The following is a 17462-nucleotide window of genomic DNA, read 5'->3' as shown; positions in this document are numbered from 1 at the left end:
TTTGGGCAATATGTTACTCGAAGCGCGCAGGTTGATGAGGGGATGGGGCTTTTTGTTGCTCGAAGTGCTCAGGCTGATCGGGTTGGGCAATATGTTACTCGAAGTGCTCAGGCTGATGGGTTTGGGCAATATGTTACTCGAAGCGCGCAGGTTGATGAGGGGATGGGGCTTTTTGGTGCTCGAAGTGCTCAGGTTTGATGGGGTGGGACTCTATGTTGTACTTTGTGCAACGATTTGACCGGTTTTACGCCTCAGTCCTGCACTATATTGTAGAAAGTGCAATGATTTGGACTAAAATGAGCTTTTTTCGGGCTATTTGGGTAAAATGGTTGCACTTTGTACAATGAAGCATGAAATGGTGAGGTGCAAGCCGGCTCTACGTTGTACAAAGTACAATGAAGAGGCGACACCGCTTGCTAGCGAAGCGAAGAGGACCCGATCAAATGAAAAAGCCTGCCGCCCTAGGCGGATCGGCGAGGCTTTTTAGTCATATTTATGCATGTACCAGTTGGTTACCGGCAACAGCCTGCTCCTCTGTCTCAATCAAGATCATATTCATTCCGAGAGCGATGGCTACTTTAATTAAAGTATCTCCCCTAGGCAGCTGTGAACTGTTTTCTAGTCGCGCAACTTGCGCTTGAGTAAGCCCGGCCCTTCTGGCAACCTCCTCTTGGGTAAGCCCCAGTACTTTTCGGCGTTTTACTATATCGGAGACCATGCGTGCCATTTGTCTGATTGCTTCCGCTTCAATCGTGTTTTCGCCAATTTCTTGTATAAAATCATCAAAATTCATGTTCATCCTCCATTCCTTCGAACAATCGATTAGTCAACGACTGCGCTTATTTCACAGCTCCCTCTAGCTATAGAATTATGATTATGATATAAATCATGCCGTATTCGGCATAATTCTACAACACCCCCCCAATATTTACCACTAAAACAAACCAAAAAAGCCAACAGCCAAAGTAGAATCCCCACTTTAACTGCCAGCTCTTCAACCCTTCAATCGATTTCCAACGTTTTAACGAGACTCGGTTTCGCTTTGAAAGGCTTCATATCCTTGAAGCGGATGAACTTCTTCGTATCCTCGCACCATATCCGGAACTTGAGCGACTCCAAGCTGGTGATCAGCGTAATGGTTTGCACATTGCGCAGCACAGCGCTTTTGTTATGAACCTTTTCCAAATAATAATTCGGAACCCGCGGGCTTAGATGATGAATATGGTGAAAGCCGATATTTCCGGTAATCCAGTGCAGCACTTTAGGCAGCTTGTAAAAAGAACTGCCATGCATCGCGGCTTTTACATAATCCCACTCTTCTTCATTCTCAAAGTACGTTTCTTCATAGTTATGCTGAACGTAGAAAAGCCAAATCCCCAACATGCCTGAGACAAAAAACATAGGGCCTTGAATAAGCAGAACGGACTGCCAACCAATCGCCCAGCAAAGCAAGGCTAAACTCCCCACAATGGCTGCATTCGTGATGTACGTATTTACACGCTCTTTCATCCCCGCTCGCTTGCGGTTAAAACGGTAATCGATCAAAAAGATGAAAACCGGCCCAACGATAAACATAATCGCGGGATTACGGTACAGCCTGTACAACATTCTTCTCTTCCAGGATGATGCTTGATATTCGTCGACCGTCATTGTCCAAATATCACCGACGCCTCTGCGATCCAGGTTACCGGAAGATGCGTGATGAATCGAGTGCGTATGACGCCACTGATGATAAGGAACAAATGTCAGAATTCCTGTTAGCGTACCGACAATTTCATTTGCCCATTTATTTTTGAAAAAAGATTTATGACAGCAGTCATGAAAAATGATAAAAATGCGCACCAAAAATCCGGCGGCGATAATGTCAATGACAAGCGTAAGCCAGACAGAAACGGAAAGGCTTACATACGCGAAATACCAAAGCGCAAAAAAAGGAACCAACGTGTTAATAATTTGCCAAATACTGTGCTTCATATGCGGTCTCTCATAAGGTGCGATCTCAGAACGCCAACCGCTTTTATCTTCATTTTTCATTCCGTCTAGAACTCCTTCTCTCCACATCGTGTCGAATCTGATTTATTGTCACTTGGTGTAGTACGTTGCAGATTAAATTTAGTTCCCTCCAGCGGAAAGAAATATTACATCGTACTCTCATCATAAGGATGAAAACGCTTTTTGTAAAATGCAATATAAGTCAATTGTATTTACATAACCGATCTGTTGTGTAGAATGGATACACAAGGACAAGGAAGAACCTACACAGAAACGAATGAGTTAGTCAAAATGCTGCCGGAAAGGAACTTTCCTAATGAACATCCTAATTATTGAAGACGATTCCAGCATCCAAATGCTGCTTAAATTAAGCCTTGAAGTCGAGGGTTTTCATCCGCTAGTGGCCGGCACCATTGCTTCGGGTCTCGACGCGCTCGCTGCTCAGCCCATCGATTTAATCCTGCTCGATCTGATGCTGCCCGATCAGTCCGGTTTTGAACTTTTGAAAACGCTTCAGCAATCCTACAAAGAAATTCCTGTCATCGTGCTGACGGCGAAGAACGAAATGAACGACAAAATATTGGGCTTTCAGCTCGGAGCCGACGATTATTTGACCAAGCCCTTTGAGACGAGGGAGCTTATCCTGCGGATTCGCGCGGTCATGCGCCGAATAACGCCGGATACAACGGCACAAGCGGTCGATATCCTGCAAGCTGGCGTCATTGAAATGGACCGCAACGAGCGATCTTTGAAGGTGGCCGACCAACTGGTCAAAACGACCAGCAAGGAGTTCGATTTCCTCTGGCTGCTGTGCAAAAATCCGAAGAAAGTGTTCACGCGGGAGCACATTCTGGATCAGGTGTGGGGCTTCGAGTACTACGGACAAACGCGTTCCGTCGATATGATGGTAAATCGGCTGCGCGAGAAAATCAAGCCTTACGATCATGTGCTGGCGACGGTTCACGGAATGGGCTACAAGCTGGAGGTTTAAGCCATGAAGCTGCGCAATAAGCTGTTCATTCAGCACACGATTACGATCATCATGCTGCTGGCCGCGATGTATGTGGTCGTGAATTACACGCTGAGCAAAAGTATGATTGAGCGGGATACTCAGACGCTGGGCCAATATTACGACCTGCACCGCATCGAGGCACTAAAGATAGTGAACGATAAGAAAATCAGCATCGAGCAGCTTTTTTCCGGGACGTATGCCCCGCTTATCGCCTCTCATCTGGCCGCCAACAGCAACTTCCAAGTGCAGCTGTTTGACCCGGAAGGCACGATTATCGGTGACAGCGGGAACAAAGAGGACTTGATGAAGCGGAGCGATATCGACGCCGCACTTGCAGGGCAGACCGCGACCGTCATTACGGAAGGCGAGAACAGCAGGATACTCATCTACGCCTCGCCCTTCCTGTACGAAGGCAAAATCGTAGGCGGGTTCCGCTACTTGCTTGATCTGAACAAACATGAGGAAACCCTTTCCGCCATGCGGACTTGGTTTATTGCCGTCGCACTGGGCTGCCTGCTCGTCGCCCTGCTTGCCAGCTACTCGTTCTCCTTCTTCATCATGCAGCCGCTGCATGCCTTGCAGCAAGCTTTAAAACGGGTGACCGTCGGGGATTTCAGCCGGAAGATTACGGTCCGCAGCCAAGACGAGGTGCGGGAGCTGGCCGATGACTTCAATCAAATGTCCGAAGCGCTGCAAGAGCATATCGAGCTGCTCCATTATGAGCAGAGCAAGCAGAAAAAGTTTTACGATAATGTGACCCATGAACTCAAAACGCCGTTAACGTCCATCATCGGTTTCTCCGATCTCATTGATAAAATGGAGCGCATCGACGATATTCGAACATGCAATGTTTACATCCGTAAAGAAAGCACACGACTGCTGCAAATGGTCGAAGAGCTGCTGCAATCCTCCCTCAAAGGCGACGAGGCTTGGCGGGTGCAGGTCGAGCGGGCGGATTTGGCCGCGATTCTGACGGACAGCCTGCGCATTCTGGAGCCTACGCTGCACAAATCTGCGATTACAACGGCTATACATGTGGAGCCATGCGAGGTGTACATGGACCCCAAACGGACACAGCAGGTCTTGTTCAACGTCATCGAAAATGCAATCAAGCACAGCGAGTGTACGCAGCTGAACGTGCGGCTGGAGCAGCAGGAATATCAATGCCTCGTCCGCATTACCGATAACGGCAAAGGCATGCGCGAGGATGAAGCCAGCACGCTGTTCCTTCCGTCCGGCCGGAAAGCGGAACGTCCGGTATCGGCCCATTCGCACGGGCTTGGACTGCTGCTCTGCAAGCAATTGATGGAGCTGCAGGGTGGCGACATCACTGTACACAGCCGCGAGGGAAGCGGTACGGAAGTCATTTTGAGCTTCCAAATGGAGCCTCTCCACGTGCAAGGTCTGTTACAAAATTGATACAAATCGATGATTTTTCTGAGATAAAAGGAGAGTAATCTACATGCAAGAGGAGAAGAAAGGGCTTTCATGGTTGCGTCTTATCTTATTGCAAATCGTGATCGGTTGTACGTTGATCGGCATTTTTGCCTATGTTTTCAGAATTGGCGTCGACGAAGTACATACGGTTACGAAGGATCCGAACAGCCGCGACATGTTCGACGGCGTTCCCATGAGCATGAATGTCACGTACCCGGGCATCGGAACCATCACGATTGATGATCCCAAAGAGCTGATTGCGTGGAAAGCGTCGTTCACCCGTGTATTAAACGGAGGGGGGCAGCCCACTCGTGCGAACCCTTCACGGCTGCTGCTGACAGGCTCAATGGCTTACTTGGATCAGGAGGATGTGCCCTTCCAAATCGGGACCAGCGGCTTTCGCTTCGGCAGTGACATGGTGAATTCGCTGGAAATCAGCGCGGAGATCCGCAAACTGCAAAATATGCTGATCGACAAAACGCTCACCGCTGAAACGGTCGGCAGCGTGATTGCGAACCCGGCCCATCAGGTATTCCGCTTGCAGGACGGCGTTCTCACCGCGTTACTGGGCACGGATCGGGCGGCGCTAACGGCGCAGATGCGAACGGCGGTCCGGCTGATCGATTTCAGCCATTTTGACTTCATGGCGGAGCGCCCGAGCGCCCACTATGTCGTGCAGTTAACGGACGAAGCCGCGAGCGGGAAGCATTGGCTGCATGTCGATCTCTATGACAACGCTTACTTCATCGTGTTTGATTTGCTGGATGAAACCAACCATAAAGCCTATTTCAAATTAAGTGACGCCTCCTAACCTATCGAGGGGATGGTTGATGAAATGGCTAGAAAAAAAAGTAACAGCTCCGTTCTAATCTTATCCACTATTGTTGTTGTGCTTATAGCAGGATTCTTCCTGTACAAGTCCGGTGTTTTCGGCGGGAAAGCGAAAGGCAAAATTACCGTGTATTCCATTTTCCAAGAAGAAGAAGCGCGCAAGATCCTGGATAAATTCAAAGCAGAGACCGGGATCGACTACGATGTTCTTCGCCTGCCGAGCGGTGAAGCCGTAACGCGTGTCCAAAATGAGATGGGCAAACCGCAGGCCGACTTCCTGATGGGCGGTCCGGCGGATTCGCATGAAGTATTGAAAAAAGCCGGCGCACTGGAGAGTTACATCTCCACGAACGCCAAAGATATTCCGGACAATATGAAGGATAAAGAAGGCTTTTGGACCGGTTTTTACCTGAATCCGATTGCTATTGGCATCAACGAGCAGCGCTGGAAAGAGAAATACGCGAGTGCTCCTTATCCGCAGACGTTCCAAGAGCTGCTGGATCCGAAATTCAAAGGTGAAATCGGCATGTCCGACCCGGCAACTTCCGGGACTGCCTATACGGCTGTAGCCTCCCTTGCGCAAGTATGGGGCAAAGATAAAATGCTGGACTATGTGGCGAAGCTGCTTCCGAACCTGAAAGAGAGACCGAAATCCGGTATTGAGCCGATTCAAAAAGCGGCCAAAGGCGAGTACACGATCGGCATCACCTTCCTAGGCGACCAGCTGAAAATGAAAAATCAAGGCAGCCCGATTATTTCCATCGTTCCGGAAGCGGCAGGCTATGAAGTTGGCGGACTGGCCATTGTCAAAGGCGGCGCAAACACCGCTGGCGCCAAGAAGCTCATGGATTTCATGCTGACGAATGAACCGGGACTCCTTTACACCGAATCGGCTTTCGCAAGCTCCGTGAAACCTACCGTACCGATCCCTAAAGGCGGTATCGACATCAAAACAACGAAATACAATACAACCTACAGTTTGTGGAAAGCTGCCGAGCAGCGCAAAGAGCTGCAGGACGCGCTCAAGAACCTCAAATAAGAAAGCGTTTCCAGGGCATTGGAACCCGTAGACTTTACGGACCAATGCCCGCCTAAACAATGAATGTGGAAGGCGGTCGTGAGCCCCTTATGATCATAGAAAAAAAAGGCATGGGCACCTCGGTCAGCAAGCTGGTGAAAGATCCCTCCTCGCTGATACTCGTACTCATCAGTTTCGCCGTTCTCTGTCTCTTCGTCATTTATCCGCTTATTTATGTCATTGCCCTGCCGGGAGCGACGGATTGGACGACCTTTTTCAGCAAAAGCCGCTATGGCACCGCGCTGTTGAACACAGTCGTCAGCTCCTCCCTCTCAGCGCTAACCGCTACGGTTTGCGGCTTTATTTATGCCTATTCGATTCATTACAGCAACATTGCGGGGAAAAAGTTTTTCCGCTTTATCGCCTTTCTCCCGATTCTCGCGCCGTCCGTTATGACGGGCCTTGCCTTCCTGCTGTTATTCGGCAGAGGCGGCATGGTATCGCAAACGCTCAAAGCCTGGTTTAACGTCGAACTCGACTTATACGGCTTGCCGGGTCTCTGGATCGTTCAGACGATCTCGTACTTCCCATTAGCCTACATGACCATTACCGGCGTCCTGCGCGCCATTTCGCCCAATCTGGAAATTGCCGCCCAGAATCTCGGCGCACGCGGCTTCAAGCTTTTCCGCAGCATTACGTTCAAATTAGCGCTTCCCGGCGTGATCAACGCCTTCCTGCTGGTGGCGATCAACTGCTTTGCCGACTTCGGCAATCCCAAGCTGATCGGAGGAAATTACTCCCTTCTGGCTGTTGAAATTTACGGAGAAATCATTAACAACGAGCCCGGACTCGCATCCGTCATGGGCGTCGTTCTGGTGATTCCCGCCCTGCTGGTTTTCGTTATTCAAAGCAAGCTGCTGTCCAAGGGCTCCTATTCCACCATTACCGGAAAGCCCGTTTCCGGCCTGAACCGGGTGAAGACGTCCCGCAAGACGGACATCCTTCTGTTTATTTTCAACAGCATCATGGCGCTCTTCATCCTGTCGATGTTCGTCATTACCATCTTGTTCGCGTTCACGAAGAACTTCGGGCGGGACAACACGTTTACACTAAGTCATATGGCTAAAATGGTGTTCAATCCTTCCAGCCCCGCTGTTCTCAACAGCTTGGTGCTGTCGCTTATCGCTTCCATTCTTGCCGTCGGATTCGCCCTCGTGCTGGCTTATGTCGTCGTACGCAAGCCTTTTCCAGGCAAAAAATTGCTCGATTTCACCGCCGTCCTACCGATCGCTCTTCCGGGTACCTTCGTAGGTCTGGCCTTGATCGTCGCTTTCAGCAACGGACCGATTATGCTGCAGGGCTCCGCCGTCTTGATTATCGTGGCCATGCTGCTGAAACAGATGCCCGTCGGGTACCGGGGACTCACCGCTTCCTTCAAGCAGGTGGACAAATCCATCGAGGAAGCCGCAACGAATCTTGGCGCGGACAGCCGCCGCACGCTGACGACCATCGTGTTTCCGATGCTGCAAAAGACCATTGTCGCCAACTTCGTCTATGCCTTTATGAAAAATATGAACACCTTAAGCACCATCGTCTTTCTGATTACGCCCAAATGGGTCGTCGCCGCCGTATCGATCTTCAACTATGCAGAGACCGGAACCTACTACTGGGCTGCCGCTGTTGCCGTCGGTTTGATGGGAACAACACTGGCTACGCTCGGTGTGATAAAGCTCATTTTCCGCTCGAAAGTAAAAATATTTGATTTCTAAACAAGGAGTGAGTGATCATGAGTTCACAAGTTTTGTTGGATTTAAAAAATGTCAGTAAAGTGTTCGGCAGCAATCATGTTCTCAAACAGATCGACCTGCAAATCGAACGCGGAAAATTCATTACCTTCCTCGGACCGAGCGGATGCGGAAAAACGACACTGCTGCGCTCCATTGCAGGCTTTTATACGATAGATGCGGGTGAGATTAAAATCGACGGCCAGATCGTCAACGATCTGCCTCCCTACAAACGCGGAACGCCGATGGTGTTCCAGGAGTACGCTCTGTTCCCGCACATGACCGTCTTTGATAATGTCGCCTACGGACTGGATATCCAGAAGCGCCCCGAAGCGGAAGTGCAAGAACGCGTGAAGACCGCTATGGCCAAGGTGAAGCTTACCGGCTTGGAAGAGCGCTACCCGCACGAGATGTCCGGGGGGCAGCAGCAGCGGGTGGCGATGGCTCGCGCCCTGGTCATGAACTCGCCGATCATCCTGCTGGATGAGCCGCTCAGTAACTTGGATGCGAAGCTGCGCGAAGAAGTTCGCGTGGAACTGCGAAGCATTCAGCAGGAGCTTGGTCTTACCGTGATCTACGTTACCCATGACCAGCTAGAAGCGTTGTCGATGTCCGACTCCATCGTTGTCTTTAATAAAGGCGCGATTGACCAGTACGGCACACCGCATGAGATTTACTACAAGCCTCGCACGCCTTATGTCGCCGACTTTATCGGTACGACCAATTTCGTCGATGCCGTTGTCCGCGAATTTGCGAATGGCAAAGCTACCGTGGTTTATAGCAGCAGCGGCCTCACAGCGAGCGTGACGACGGATGAAACCGTTACGCCGGGTGAAAAAGTGCTGCTCAGCATTCGTCCTGAATCGATGCGGATCAATGCACCGGAAGCCGGGAGCTTCCTCGTTAAAGGTTTCGTGAAATCCTCGATGTTCCTCGGCGAGAAAGAGCGGTATTTCATTCTGGATGATAATATGAAAGAATGGATTGTCGATGCGTATGACATCGGGTTAACCAGATATCAAGGAAATGTTACGATCCGGGCAGCCGAAGATAAGATTCATCTGATTAAGATTAGCGAATAGGATACACAGACAACTAGATGGGCTGAAAAGGGAAACTTTCGTTTCCTTTTTTGGCTGTTCAGGAGGGATTTGCATCATGTGGAAAAAAGGGCTGCTCTTGCTCATCGTAGGAATTGGAATCTTCCTTGGCTTTCGCGTGCTGGGGGAAAAGAAAAGCAACCAGCCGCTCAAAGTTTACGTGATCTTTCAGGAAGATGCCGGACGTATTCTGATGGAAACGTTCAAGAAAAAGACGGACCAGCCGTACGATATCATCCGGATGTCGAGCGGCGAAGCCAGCTACCATCTGCTGACACTGGGCAAAACCGGAATCGACGTAGTGCTCGGCGGCCCTGCCGATCTGCATGAGCAGCTGAAAAACAAAAGCAAATCCCTCCGCTACTCACCGGCAGCTGCGGGCGGCATTTCCGCCAAATACAAGGATGCCGACGGCTACTGGACCGGCATGTACATGGGGGCGCTGGCCATTGGCGTGAATCAAACCGTCTGGCAGCAGGACCCCCAACTGAAGGATCTGCCGCTGCCACAGCGGTATGAGGATCTGCTGCGCCCCGAGCTCAAGGGCAAAATCGAGATTCCCGATCCTGAGACATCGGGAACCGGCTATACGCTGCTCGCTTCGCTGGCGCAGCAGCGCGGAGATAGCGAAGCGATCGCTCTGATGCAGGCGCTGAAGAAGCAAAGCGCCTCCATGACGTTCGCGGGCAACACGAGCGCGCAGCATTTGGCGGAAGGCGAGATGGCGGCGGCCGTCTCCTTCTTAAGCGATCAGCTGCGCTTCAAAAACTCGGGCTACAACATCTCCTCCTTCATCCCGCCGCAAGCCGGGTGGGAGATCGGCGCCGTGTCGATCCTGAAGGGCGGCAACAACCTGGCGGCCGCTAAGCAGCTGGTTGACTTTATGCTGTCCCGCGAGGTGCAGACCGACTATATGAACACCGCCTTCTCCTTCCCCGTGGCGCCGGACATTCCGGTGAACCCGCTTCTTGCGCCGGTGAAGCTGGAAAATCTGCTGGCCACGTACCGTTTTGATCTTGCGGCGCAGCAGCATGAGAAGCTGCTCGCCGGATGGCGCGCGGCGGAGTAGCGGCGGCGCGGTGCGGTGCAGCGGCACGAGATGCTGCTGAGCGGGTGGCGTGCGCCAGAGCGAGGGCAATGCAGCGGCAGAGCGGCGCGGTGCGGTGCGGTGCGGCGGCACGAGATGCTGCTGGCCGGCTGGCGCGCGGCGGAGCAAGGGCAATGCTGCGGCGGCGCGTGGCGGCGCGGCTACACGAGATGCTGCTGGCCGGATGGCGCGCGGCGGAGCAAGGGCAATGCTGCGGCGGCGCGTTTCGGCACGGCGGCACGAGATGCTGCTGGCCGGATGGCGCGCTGGGGAGCAACGCAAAGCAGCGGCGGTGCGGTGCAGCAGCACGAGATGCTGCTGGCCGGCTGGCGCGCGGCGGAGCAAGGGCAATGCAGCGGCGGCGCGTGGCGGCGCGGCAGCACGAGATGCTGCTGGCCGGATGGCGCGCGGCGGAGCAACGCAAAGCAGCGGCGGCGTACGCCTTGGATGCAACGGTTTGAGTGCCGACAGTCTGTTCTCTGCCCGGGCTCATCCATCTTTATATTGCACTTTGTGCAACAATATGGGTGTCTATCGGGCATCATGCTCCCCTATGTTGCAGTTTGTACAACGATTTGGGTTGAAAAGGGGGATTTCTTCGTCATTTCGGCTCAAATGGTTGTATTTTGTACAACGTAGGCGCGATTGCTGAGTAAAAAGCGCCTGTATGTTGTATAAAATACAACGAGGACTTGAGCTTGATGTGGCCAAAGTGGCGAAGATGAAAGCCGTCCACAGTTTGAGCGGAACCGCGCTTACTTACCTGCTCTCTCACTTACTCCCCCTCAATACTCTCTGACTCGCTACCTTCTCTTTACCCAGGTTCTTTCTTCCTCATACTGCTACGCCCCCTCTGTCTCTCCTCCTCCCCCACGATCTCGTTGGATTTATTCCAATGAAAACACTGTTTGGACCAGCTAAATCCCCTTTTCGTTGGATTTCTTCCAACTGAGGTGGGGAATTTGTCTCGTGAGGTGCCTCACAAACTGATTTCTTCCAATGACCGCATAACTCCAAAACTCCGCTCAACACATCTCCCCTTCCATTTTTTCTCCTCCTACCTCAATCCTTCTCATTCTCTACTTTCCTCACAATTTCTCCTATTCTCTTACTCCTACTCACTTACTCACTTACTCACTTACTCCCTTACTTACACCTTCTCTGCTTAGTTCCTCTGATTTATTCCCTCTCACTTACTCCTTAATCCTTCTCATTCTCTACTTTCCCCACAATTTCTCTCCTATTCTCTTCTTTTCTCTCATTATTCCCCCTTTTCTTTTTATTTCTCTCTACTTTTCTTCATATACCTCCTTTTCTCTCCTTTTCTCTCCTTTCCCCTTCATTTCTCTCCTTACCTATCCGTTCCTCCCCTTCCCTATCCAGTTTCTATCCCGTTCCTAGCTCGTTCCTCTCCCGCTCCTACTCACTCTATCCCCATCCACGCGCCAAAATCACAAGCAATCAAAAAAGCTGACAGCTCTTTCACTCAGCCGCCTAAAAACTGGCGGGTACACGATACCTTCTACACATGAACAGGACTAGCTTCCTGTCTCTTCGCGGCTTCCAGTCTGCTTGAGCCCACGAACAAGGCAGTAACGAAACCGATGATGCCTACGCAGATGCTAAGGATGAACCCGTGGTTAATGGCGGTTGCCAACGCCCCTTGCAGGAACTGCCGGATCTCCGGCGGAATCGTTCCGCCTGCACGCATCAGCAGCTCGGGATTCGCCAGTGTGCTGATTTTGTCCGCGGGAATGCCGGCCTTAGCCGCACCGTCCGTAATGAGGTGACTCAAGTCATTATTGACAATGGTCGCCATAATAGACGCGCCCATGATTCCCCCGATGCTGCGCCAGAAGCCAACGATGGAGGAGCTGACGCCCATGTATTTGGGATCGACATTCGCGGCAATCGCACTCTGCGCAACGCTCATCAAAGGACCGACAGCCCCAAAACCAAGCAGAATCATAAGACCAATCATATACCCGCTAGAAGCGCTAGGACCCACCATCGTCAGGAGCAGCGAAACGGCAATCGTCATTAGCATACTGACCATCAGCAGCGGACGGAAGGCGAATTTGGATTGCAAAAATCCGAAAAGAATAGCACCGCAAATGAGGGAGGCCATCATCGGCGTCAACACGCCGTTCGAGTTGGTATGACCCAGCACCGCAACGGTGAAAATAGGCAGATAGGTAATCGCCGAAAACATCAGCACGCCTTGGCAGAAGACGATGATGCTGGTTCCGAGCACCATTTTGTTTTTGAAGATGCTAAGCGGGAGAACCGGTTCGGCAGCGCGCTTTTCAACCATAATAAATAGCGCTCCGAAAATCGCCGATACAACGAACAAGCCAATTTCCTGCCAAGAGCTCCAGGCATAATCTTTGCCGCCCCATTCGAGCGCTAACATGAGCGAAACGGTTGTTATGATGAGAAATACCGTGCCGAGATAATCGATTTTTGGCTTATGCTCCGAACGCGTTTCTTTCAACGCAACGATCAGAACGAGCATGGAAGCCAAACCAATCGGCACATTAATGTAGAAGTTCCATCTCCATCCCAGATGCTCGGCAATAAAACTGCCCAGCTGCGGTCCCGCTACGGAAGAAAGGCCGAAAATCGCGCCGAATACCCCGGACATTTTGGCAGCATCCTTTGGATCATTGAAGATCGTATAGATAATTGTAAAACTGATCGGAAACAGCGCGCCGGAGCCAATCCCCTGGATCACCCTGAACCAGATCAACTGATCTACGCTTTGTGCGACCCCACATAAGGCCGAACCGATTAGAAACATGCCGATCCCGATCAAGTAAAACATTTTTCTGCCGAATAAATCCGACATTTTTCCAAAGACTAGCATGGTACTCGTAGCCGCCAGCATATAAGCCGTGAACACCCAGCTAATTTTATCAAACACATTAAAGTCTTGGCTTAACTTGTTAATGCAGGACGCCACAATCGTATTATCCAAAGACGACATCAATAAGCCGAGCGCCATGGCCAAAATAATCAACTTTTTATTCGAACCTGAACCGTTCATGTCAATTCCTCTCCTCATTCTTTAAATTTTGGAATCGGATCAATCCTTCCTGGATCGCCTCCAACTTTGCTTCAAACTCCTTCATGCCGATTTGAATACAGATGACCTGCGAAGGCTCCATCAAATCTTTGTACAACGTACACATGGCTTTCAAATCATTCAATTGCTCCAGCGTGTGGGTCTGCGCCTTCTCCAGCCACTCGATTACCTTGTCATTGCTCACATGTTCACCAAAAAACAGTCTCATCATGAAATCCGACTTCACACTTTCCGATTCGATTGGACTAGAGAGATAGTCGTAGAATTGCTTTCTTCCTTTCTCTGTAATGGTGTACACATTTTTGTTCGGTTTCCCGTCCTGCAGGATGCTTTCCTTCGTCAGCAGCTCATCTTTCTCCATCCGGTGAAGCATGGGATAAATCGTTCCGTAACTTGAGCTATAGAAGTAGGAAAATAAAGTTTCGAATTGCTGTTTAATTTCGTAGCCGGTTAACGAACGATCCATTAGCGCGCCTAAAATGACGTCCTGACTGTTCATGGTGAAATCTCCTCCATAACTAACATGGTTTTATATTTCGATTGTTAATATATCATACTGATATATAACGTGTCTATATATAAAAAACCGATTTTCGAAAAAAAAACTGCCCAAAGTCATCTCTGACTTCAGACAGCTTATTCAAAAGCTTACCAGAACAGCTCCCCACGCCCTAACAGGCGGGATAAACCTTCCACAAAGTAATAATCGCCATAAATGAGCGGCACATCTATATTCTTGCCTTCCGGGTAATGGCTCGTGCCATGAAGGATAAGTCCTTCCTCCGTCACTGAGTCCCATGCGCCATAGTTCGTATAGAGCGAGTTCAAGATCCGCTCACCCGCTTGGCGGTACAGGCTGCTCTCTTGACCGCCCACCTGCTCAGCGATCAGCAGCAAACCGCAGGCTGCGCAAGCGCCAGCCGACGTGTCACGGTAAGCCGTAATCCCCTCCGGCAAACGGAAATCCCAATGCGGCACGCTATCCTCCGGCAAGTTGGACATGAAAAAGTGCGCTGCGCGCTTAGCGGCATGCAGATAACGCTCATCTCCCGTATGGAGATGGCTGAGCGCCATGCCGTAAATCGCCCACGCCGTGCCGCGCGACCAGCCGGAGTCAGGGGCGAAGCCTTGTCCGCCTTTCACTTCGAGCTTTTCGCCCGTATGCGGATCGAAGACGACGATATGGTTCACAGAACCATCCGGGCGAATGAAGTGCTCCAGCGCCATATCGGCATGCCGAACGGCGATGTGCTTGTAACGCGGGTCTCCCGTCGTACGGGAGGCCCAGTGCAGCAGCGGCAGGTTCATCATGCAATCGATGATGGCCCAGCCGGCATTGTCCTCCCCTTCGCGCCAGGGGTTCCACGCGCGAATGTAGTTGCCCTGCACGTTGAAGCGTGCAGCGAGCAGATTCGCCGCGAGCAAGCCGCGGCGCTTGGAATCCTCCGCGCCTAACAGCTTATAGCGCGCAACGCTCGTCAGCGTCCACATGAAGCCGATATCGTGATCTAAGCGGTAGTAATCCGCGATGACTTGATCGAGCTGCTCTTCACAGGACTCTGCCAGCAGCTTCAGCTGCTCGTTTTGCGTGTCGCGGTACAACAGCCACAACAATCCCGGCCAGAAGCCAGCCGTCCACCAAGAGGCTGGCTCCAGCTGGTACTCGCCTTTTACACTGGCATGGGGGAAGCGGTCTCCGATTCTTTGGCTTGTTCTGGCTACTTTATGAACGGTCTTTTCCCAAGCTTCTTGAGCCCAATCTAATGAAGTACTCATGTCATCACTTCCTAAATGGATTTATTCTATTAAAATGCAAAGCGAAACGGCGCAGTTACCTTAGGCTCGGACCCCGGCAGCACGCCTGGCTTCAACTTGAAATCAAGCGCATAGCAGGTCTCCGGCTGATCAAAATGATTCACGTGATGAAGAGCCTCAACCTCCCAATCAAAAAGATCAGGATCATAAGAGATGTAAACCCGCGCTGCCTCGGATGCCGCTATCATAATCCGCCCATCCTCCGCTTGCTGCGGACGGTGCCATGCCATGAAGCGCTCCACAAGCGTCGCCGGCCCTTGTACGAACTCGAAGCTGTCCGTTACCTCCAGGGTCGGCGGCTCCGTTTTGCGCCAGGTGAAGTGCCGCACCAGTTTGTTAAGCTTTTTCGTGCCGTAGGCACTGGAGATTTCTATAGCCAACACATCCTGTTCGTCGTTACTGCTAAAATCCAGCAGCTCTGCCCGATGCTCCTCGCCAGCTTCCTGATACAAGCCGTCAATGATGGGGACAGAGTGACTCTGCGATCCGTTGCACAAAATTTCATAGCGCTCCGGCCCAAAATATTTCCGCGAATACTGCCCGCTCCCCAGATCGGGAAGCAGTGTTTCACCCTGCGCGTACAGGATGAAATGTCCGATATCATTATGGTTATGCGGTTCATTATTATGCCCGCCTTTGGCTGCGAAAACATACGCACCCTGCTCCTGCAGCTGCCTGGACACCAACCACTGTGCGTCCGGTAAATAGTACGCCGCGGTTTGCCAAGCGCTTCCCTCAACGTCATCTAATGACCAAAGCAGGTTCCTTAGAGCAGGCGCCCACCGGCTGCAGTGGTCGTCGCGAAAACCTGCGCGAAGCGACAGCTCCGGGTGCTCAACTTCGGGATAAAGCCGCTTCAGATAGCCGCTTAACCCCATAAAAATACCCGCCTCCCCTTGCGAGTCGGAGAAGTTTACAACCTTCCTCCCGTGGAGGAAGCTTTTTTGCTGGAACAGGGCCACTTGGCGCACCTTGTCCGATTGGAACCAATTCACGGCGCCGCCAGTGCGCCGTAGGATCAGGTCAGCGGCATAGGTGAAGTAGCCGAAGCCGTACTGCCAGTACATGTACCCTTCGGTACATGCTCCGTCTTCTTCGAAGCCGCTTAAGTACGAAGCGAGCGCGGGAAAAGCTCGCTCCAGCACCGCGGCGAGCTCGTCCTCATCCTGCAGCGTGTAGATCGCTGCAGCGGCAATGGAGCCTCCGCAGACGGAGGCCCAGTTGTGGGTCGCGGTCTCCCAGCCGCTGGGAGCCTGCGTCACAAAGGGCCGCAGTATGCGGCGCAGCACGTCTTCGCGGATGCGAACGCGAAGAAGCTGCGGCAGCGACGCGCCGAGGAGCGCGCTGATTTCGCTTAGCGCGAAGGCGGTCTCCGCCGCGAAAAGATCGATCGTGAACGACTCCGCCGAGCGGTTCACAAGCCCCTCCGCCGCATATTGCTCCTGCGCGGCGGATCTCATTTCCGGTCCATTCAGAAAATGCGCGGGCAAGCACCACGTATACTCGTCCAGAATGGACCCTATCGTATCTGAAAGCGTATCCATGTACTTGCTATCCGCGCCTTCCAGCCAAGCCAACAAACCGAAAGTCGTCAACCGATTTCGGCGGCGAAAATAAACAAGCTCATACTCCCTTCGTGAGCCCGTTGTGGAAAACAAACGGAACAAGGAATATGTCAGCTCCGGCATCGTTTCCTGCAGCAGCTTGTCCCCTTCCTCCCGAATCTCCTCGATAAGCCGGTTGCTTTCTTTGCCTTGCAGCAAGCGCGCCTTCACCTGCAAGGGCGTTTCCTCCGGAAAGAGCAGCTGTGCAGGATCTTTTTGAGCAGCTAGCAGCGCTGCTTTTACATTCTCCAAGTTCCAGTTGTCGGCATATACTTTCGTCATACTACGACCTACTTTCCCATCATGACTTCGTGATTTTTACCATTACAAGTTATATATCTTTCATTATAAAGAATAAATGATGGATCGTTAGCCTGTTATTTTGACTTTTTTCACTCAAATCTTTACCTCAGTATCGCCAACCACAACGTTAACTATCTACACCGTCAAAAGTCGCTCATAACGCGCCCATAAAACAAGCTAAGATGTCGAAGGGGTGTCAATCCCCGCCTCGAATTACTGATTTGCTCAACTCGTCTCCTCCTCCACGTGCTGAAAGGGAACTAGAGGGCTCTATTTCTATGAAAAGGTCCGCTTTTCACGGCCAAGGGGAACTATGGTCACTGGCGTTGCATGAAACCTATCGAGTTGATGTCAGCTCGACTAAAAACGATTTTCCAGAAATTTCAGAAAATAT

General features: G+C 51.5%; 15 protein-coding genes. 9 read left to right on the top strand and 6 right to left on the bottom strand.

Annotation, left to right across the window (positions count from 1 at the left end; genetic code table 11):
• Positions 1-238 (top strand): hypothetical protein (locus AC3WRW_RS31385; RefSeq protein WP_492550147.1); only part of this gene is annotated, 238 nt, incomplete at its 5' end.
• A 255-nt stretch (positions 239-493) separates the two neighbouring features.
• Here AC3WRW_RS31385 and AC3WRW_RS31380 read toward each other — a convergent pair.
• Both AC3WRW_RS31380 and desA read right to left on the bottom strand, forming a co-directional pair.
• The gene (locus AC3WRW_RS31380) at positions 494-793 is read right to left on the bottom strand and encodes a helix-turn-helix domain-containing protein (RefSeq protein ID WP_492550146.1); all 300 of its coding nucleotides are present in this window, start codon (positions 791-793) and stop codon (positions 494-496) included.
• 209 nt (positions 794-1002) lie between these two features.
• A complete protein-coding gene (desA, locus tag AC3WRW_RS31375; RefSeq protein ID WP_492550145.1) occupies positions 1003-2034 on the bottom strand; it encodes a Delta(5) desaturase DesA in 1032 nt (343 codons plus the stop codon).
• A 274-nt stretch (positions 2035-2308) separates the two neighbouring features.
• On the opposite strand from desA, the gene AC3WRW_RS31370 reads away from it, so the two are divergent.
• The 8 genes from AC3WRW_RS31370 (at position 2309) to AC3WRW_RS31335 (ending at position 10900) form a co-directional block, all read left to right on the top strand.
• A complete protein-coding gene (locus AC3WRW_RS31370; RefSeq protein WP_492550144.1) occupies positions 2309-2983 on the top strand; it encodes a response regulator transcription factor in 675 nt (224 codons plus the stop codon).
• Positions 2984-2986: 3 nt separating this feature from the next.
• Positions 2987-4423: a HAMP domain-containing sensor histidine kinase gene (locus AC3WRW_RS31365; RefSeq protein ID WP_492550143.1), complete on the top strand. Its 1437-nt coding sequence runs from the start codon at positions 2987-2989 to the stop codon at positions 4421-4423.
• 43 nt (positions 4424-4466) lie between these two features.
• Entirely contained in the window at positions 4467-5252 is a 786-nt protein-coding gene (locus AC3WRW_RS31360) for a DUF3919 family protein (RefSeq protein WP_492550142.1), read from the top strand.
• A gap of 24 nt (positions 5253-5276) precedes the next feature.
• Complete coding sequence (locus AC3WRW_RS31355) at positions 5277-6311, top strand: ABC transporter substrate-binding protein (RefSeq protein ID WP_492550141.1); 1035 nt, start codon at positions 5277-5279, stop codon at positions 6309-6311.
• Between the two features lie 89 nt (positions 6312-6400).
• A complete protein-coding gene (locus tag AC3WRW_RS31350; RefSeq protein WP_492550140.1) occupies positions 6401-8059 on the top strand; it encodes an ABC transporter permease in 1659 nt (552 codons plus the stop codon).
• A gap of 17 nt (positions 8060-8076) precedes the next feature.
• Positions 8077-9156, top strand: coding sequence for an ABC transporter ATP-binding protein (locus tag AC3WRW_RS31345; protein ID WP_492550139.1), 1080 nt, complete (start codon positions 8077-8079; stop codon positions 9154-9156).
• 76 nt (positions 9157-9232) lie between these two features.
• Positions 9233-10243, top strand: coding sequence for an extracellular solute-binding protein (locus tag AC3WRW_RS31340; RefSeq protein WP_492550138.1), 1011 nt, complete (start codon positions 9233-9235; stop codon positions 10241-10243).
• 276 nt (positions 10244-10519) lie between these two features.
• Positions 10520-10900: a hypothetical protein gene (locus tag AC3WRW_RS31335; RefSeq protein WP_492550137.1), complete on the top strand. Its 381-nt coding sequence runs from the start codon at positions 10520-10522 to the stop codon at positions 10898-10900.
• An 883-nt stretch (positions 10901-11783) separates the two neighbouring features.
• Here AC3WRW_RS31335 and AC3WRW_RS31330 read toward each other — a convergent pair.
• The 4 genes from AC3WRW_RS31330 to AC3WRW_RS31315 all read right to left on the bottom strand — a co-directional run bounded on the left by AC3WRW_RS31330 (position 11784) and on the right by AC3WRW_RS31315 (position 17047).
• Complete coding sequence (locus AC3WRW_RS31330; RefSeq protein ID WP_492550136.1) at positions 11784-13307, bottom strand: DHA2 family efflux MFS transporter permease subunit; 1524 nt, start codon at positions 13305-13307, stop codon at positions 11784-11786.
• A gap of 1 nt (position 13308) precedes the next feature.
• Positions 13309-13845 carry a helix-turn-helix transcriptional regulator gene (locus AC3WRW_RS31325; protein WP_492550135.1) on the bottom strand — a complete coding sequence of 179 codons (537 nt, stop codon included), beginning with the start codon at positions 13843-13845 and terminating at the stop codon, positions 13309-13311.
• 149 nt (positions 13846-13994) lie between these two features.
• Entirely contained in the window at positions 13995-15122 is a 1128-nt protein-coding gene (locus tag AC3WRW_RS31320) for a glycoside hydrolase family 88 protein (RefSeq protein WP_492550134.1), read from the bottom strand.
• 29 nt (positions 15123-15151) lie between these two features.
• Positions 15152-17047, bottom strand: a complete 1896-nt coding sequence (locus AC3WRW_RS31315) for a heparinase II/III domain-containing protein (RefSeq protein ID WP_492550133.1) — start codon at positions 17045-17047, stop codon at positions 15152-15154.
• Positions 17048-17462 lie beyond the last annotated feature (415 nt).

The sequence above is a fragment of the Paenibacillus sp. FW126-R14 genome, assembly GCF_058789495.1.
The sequence above is the reverse complement of the archived record's forward strand: the minus strand, read 5'-3'. Positions and strand labels throughout refer to the sequence as shown.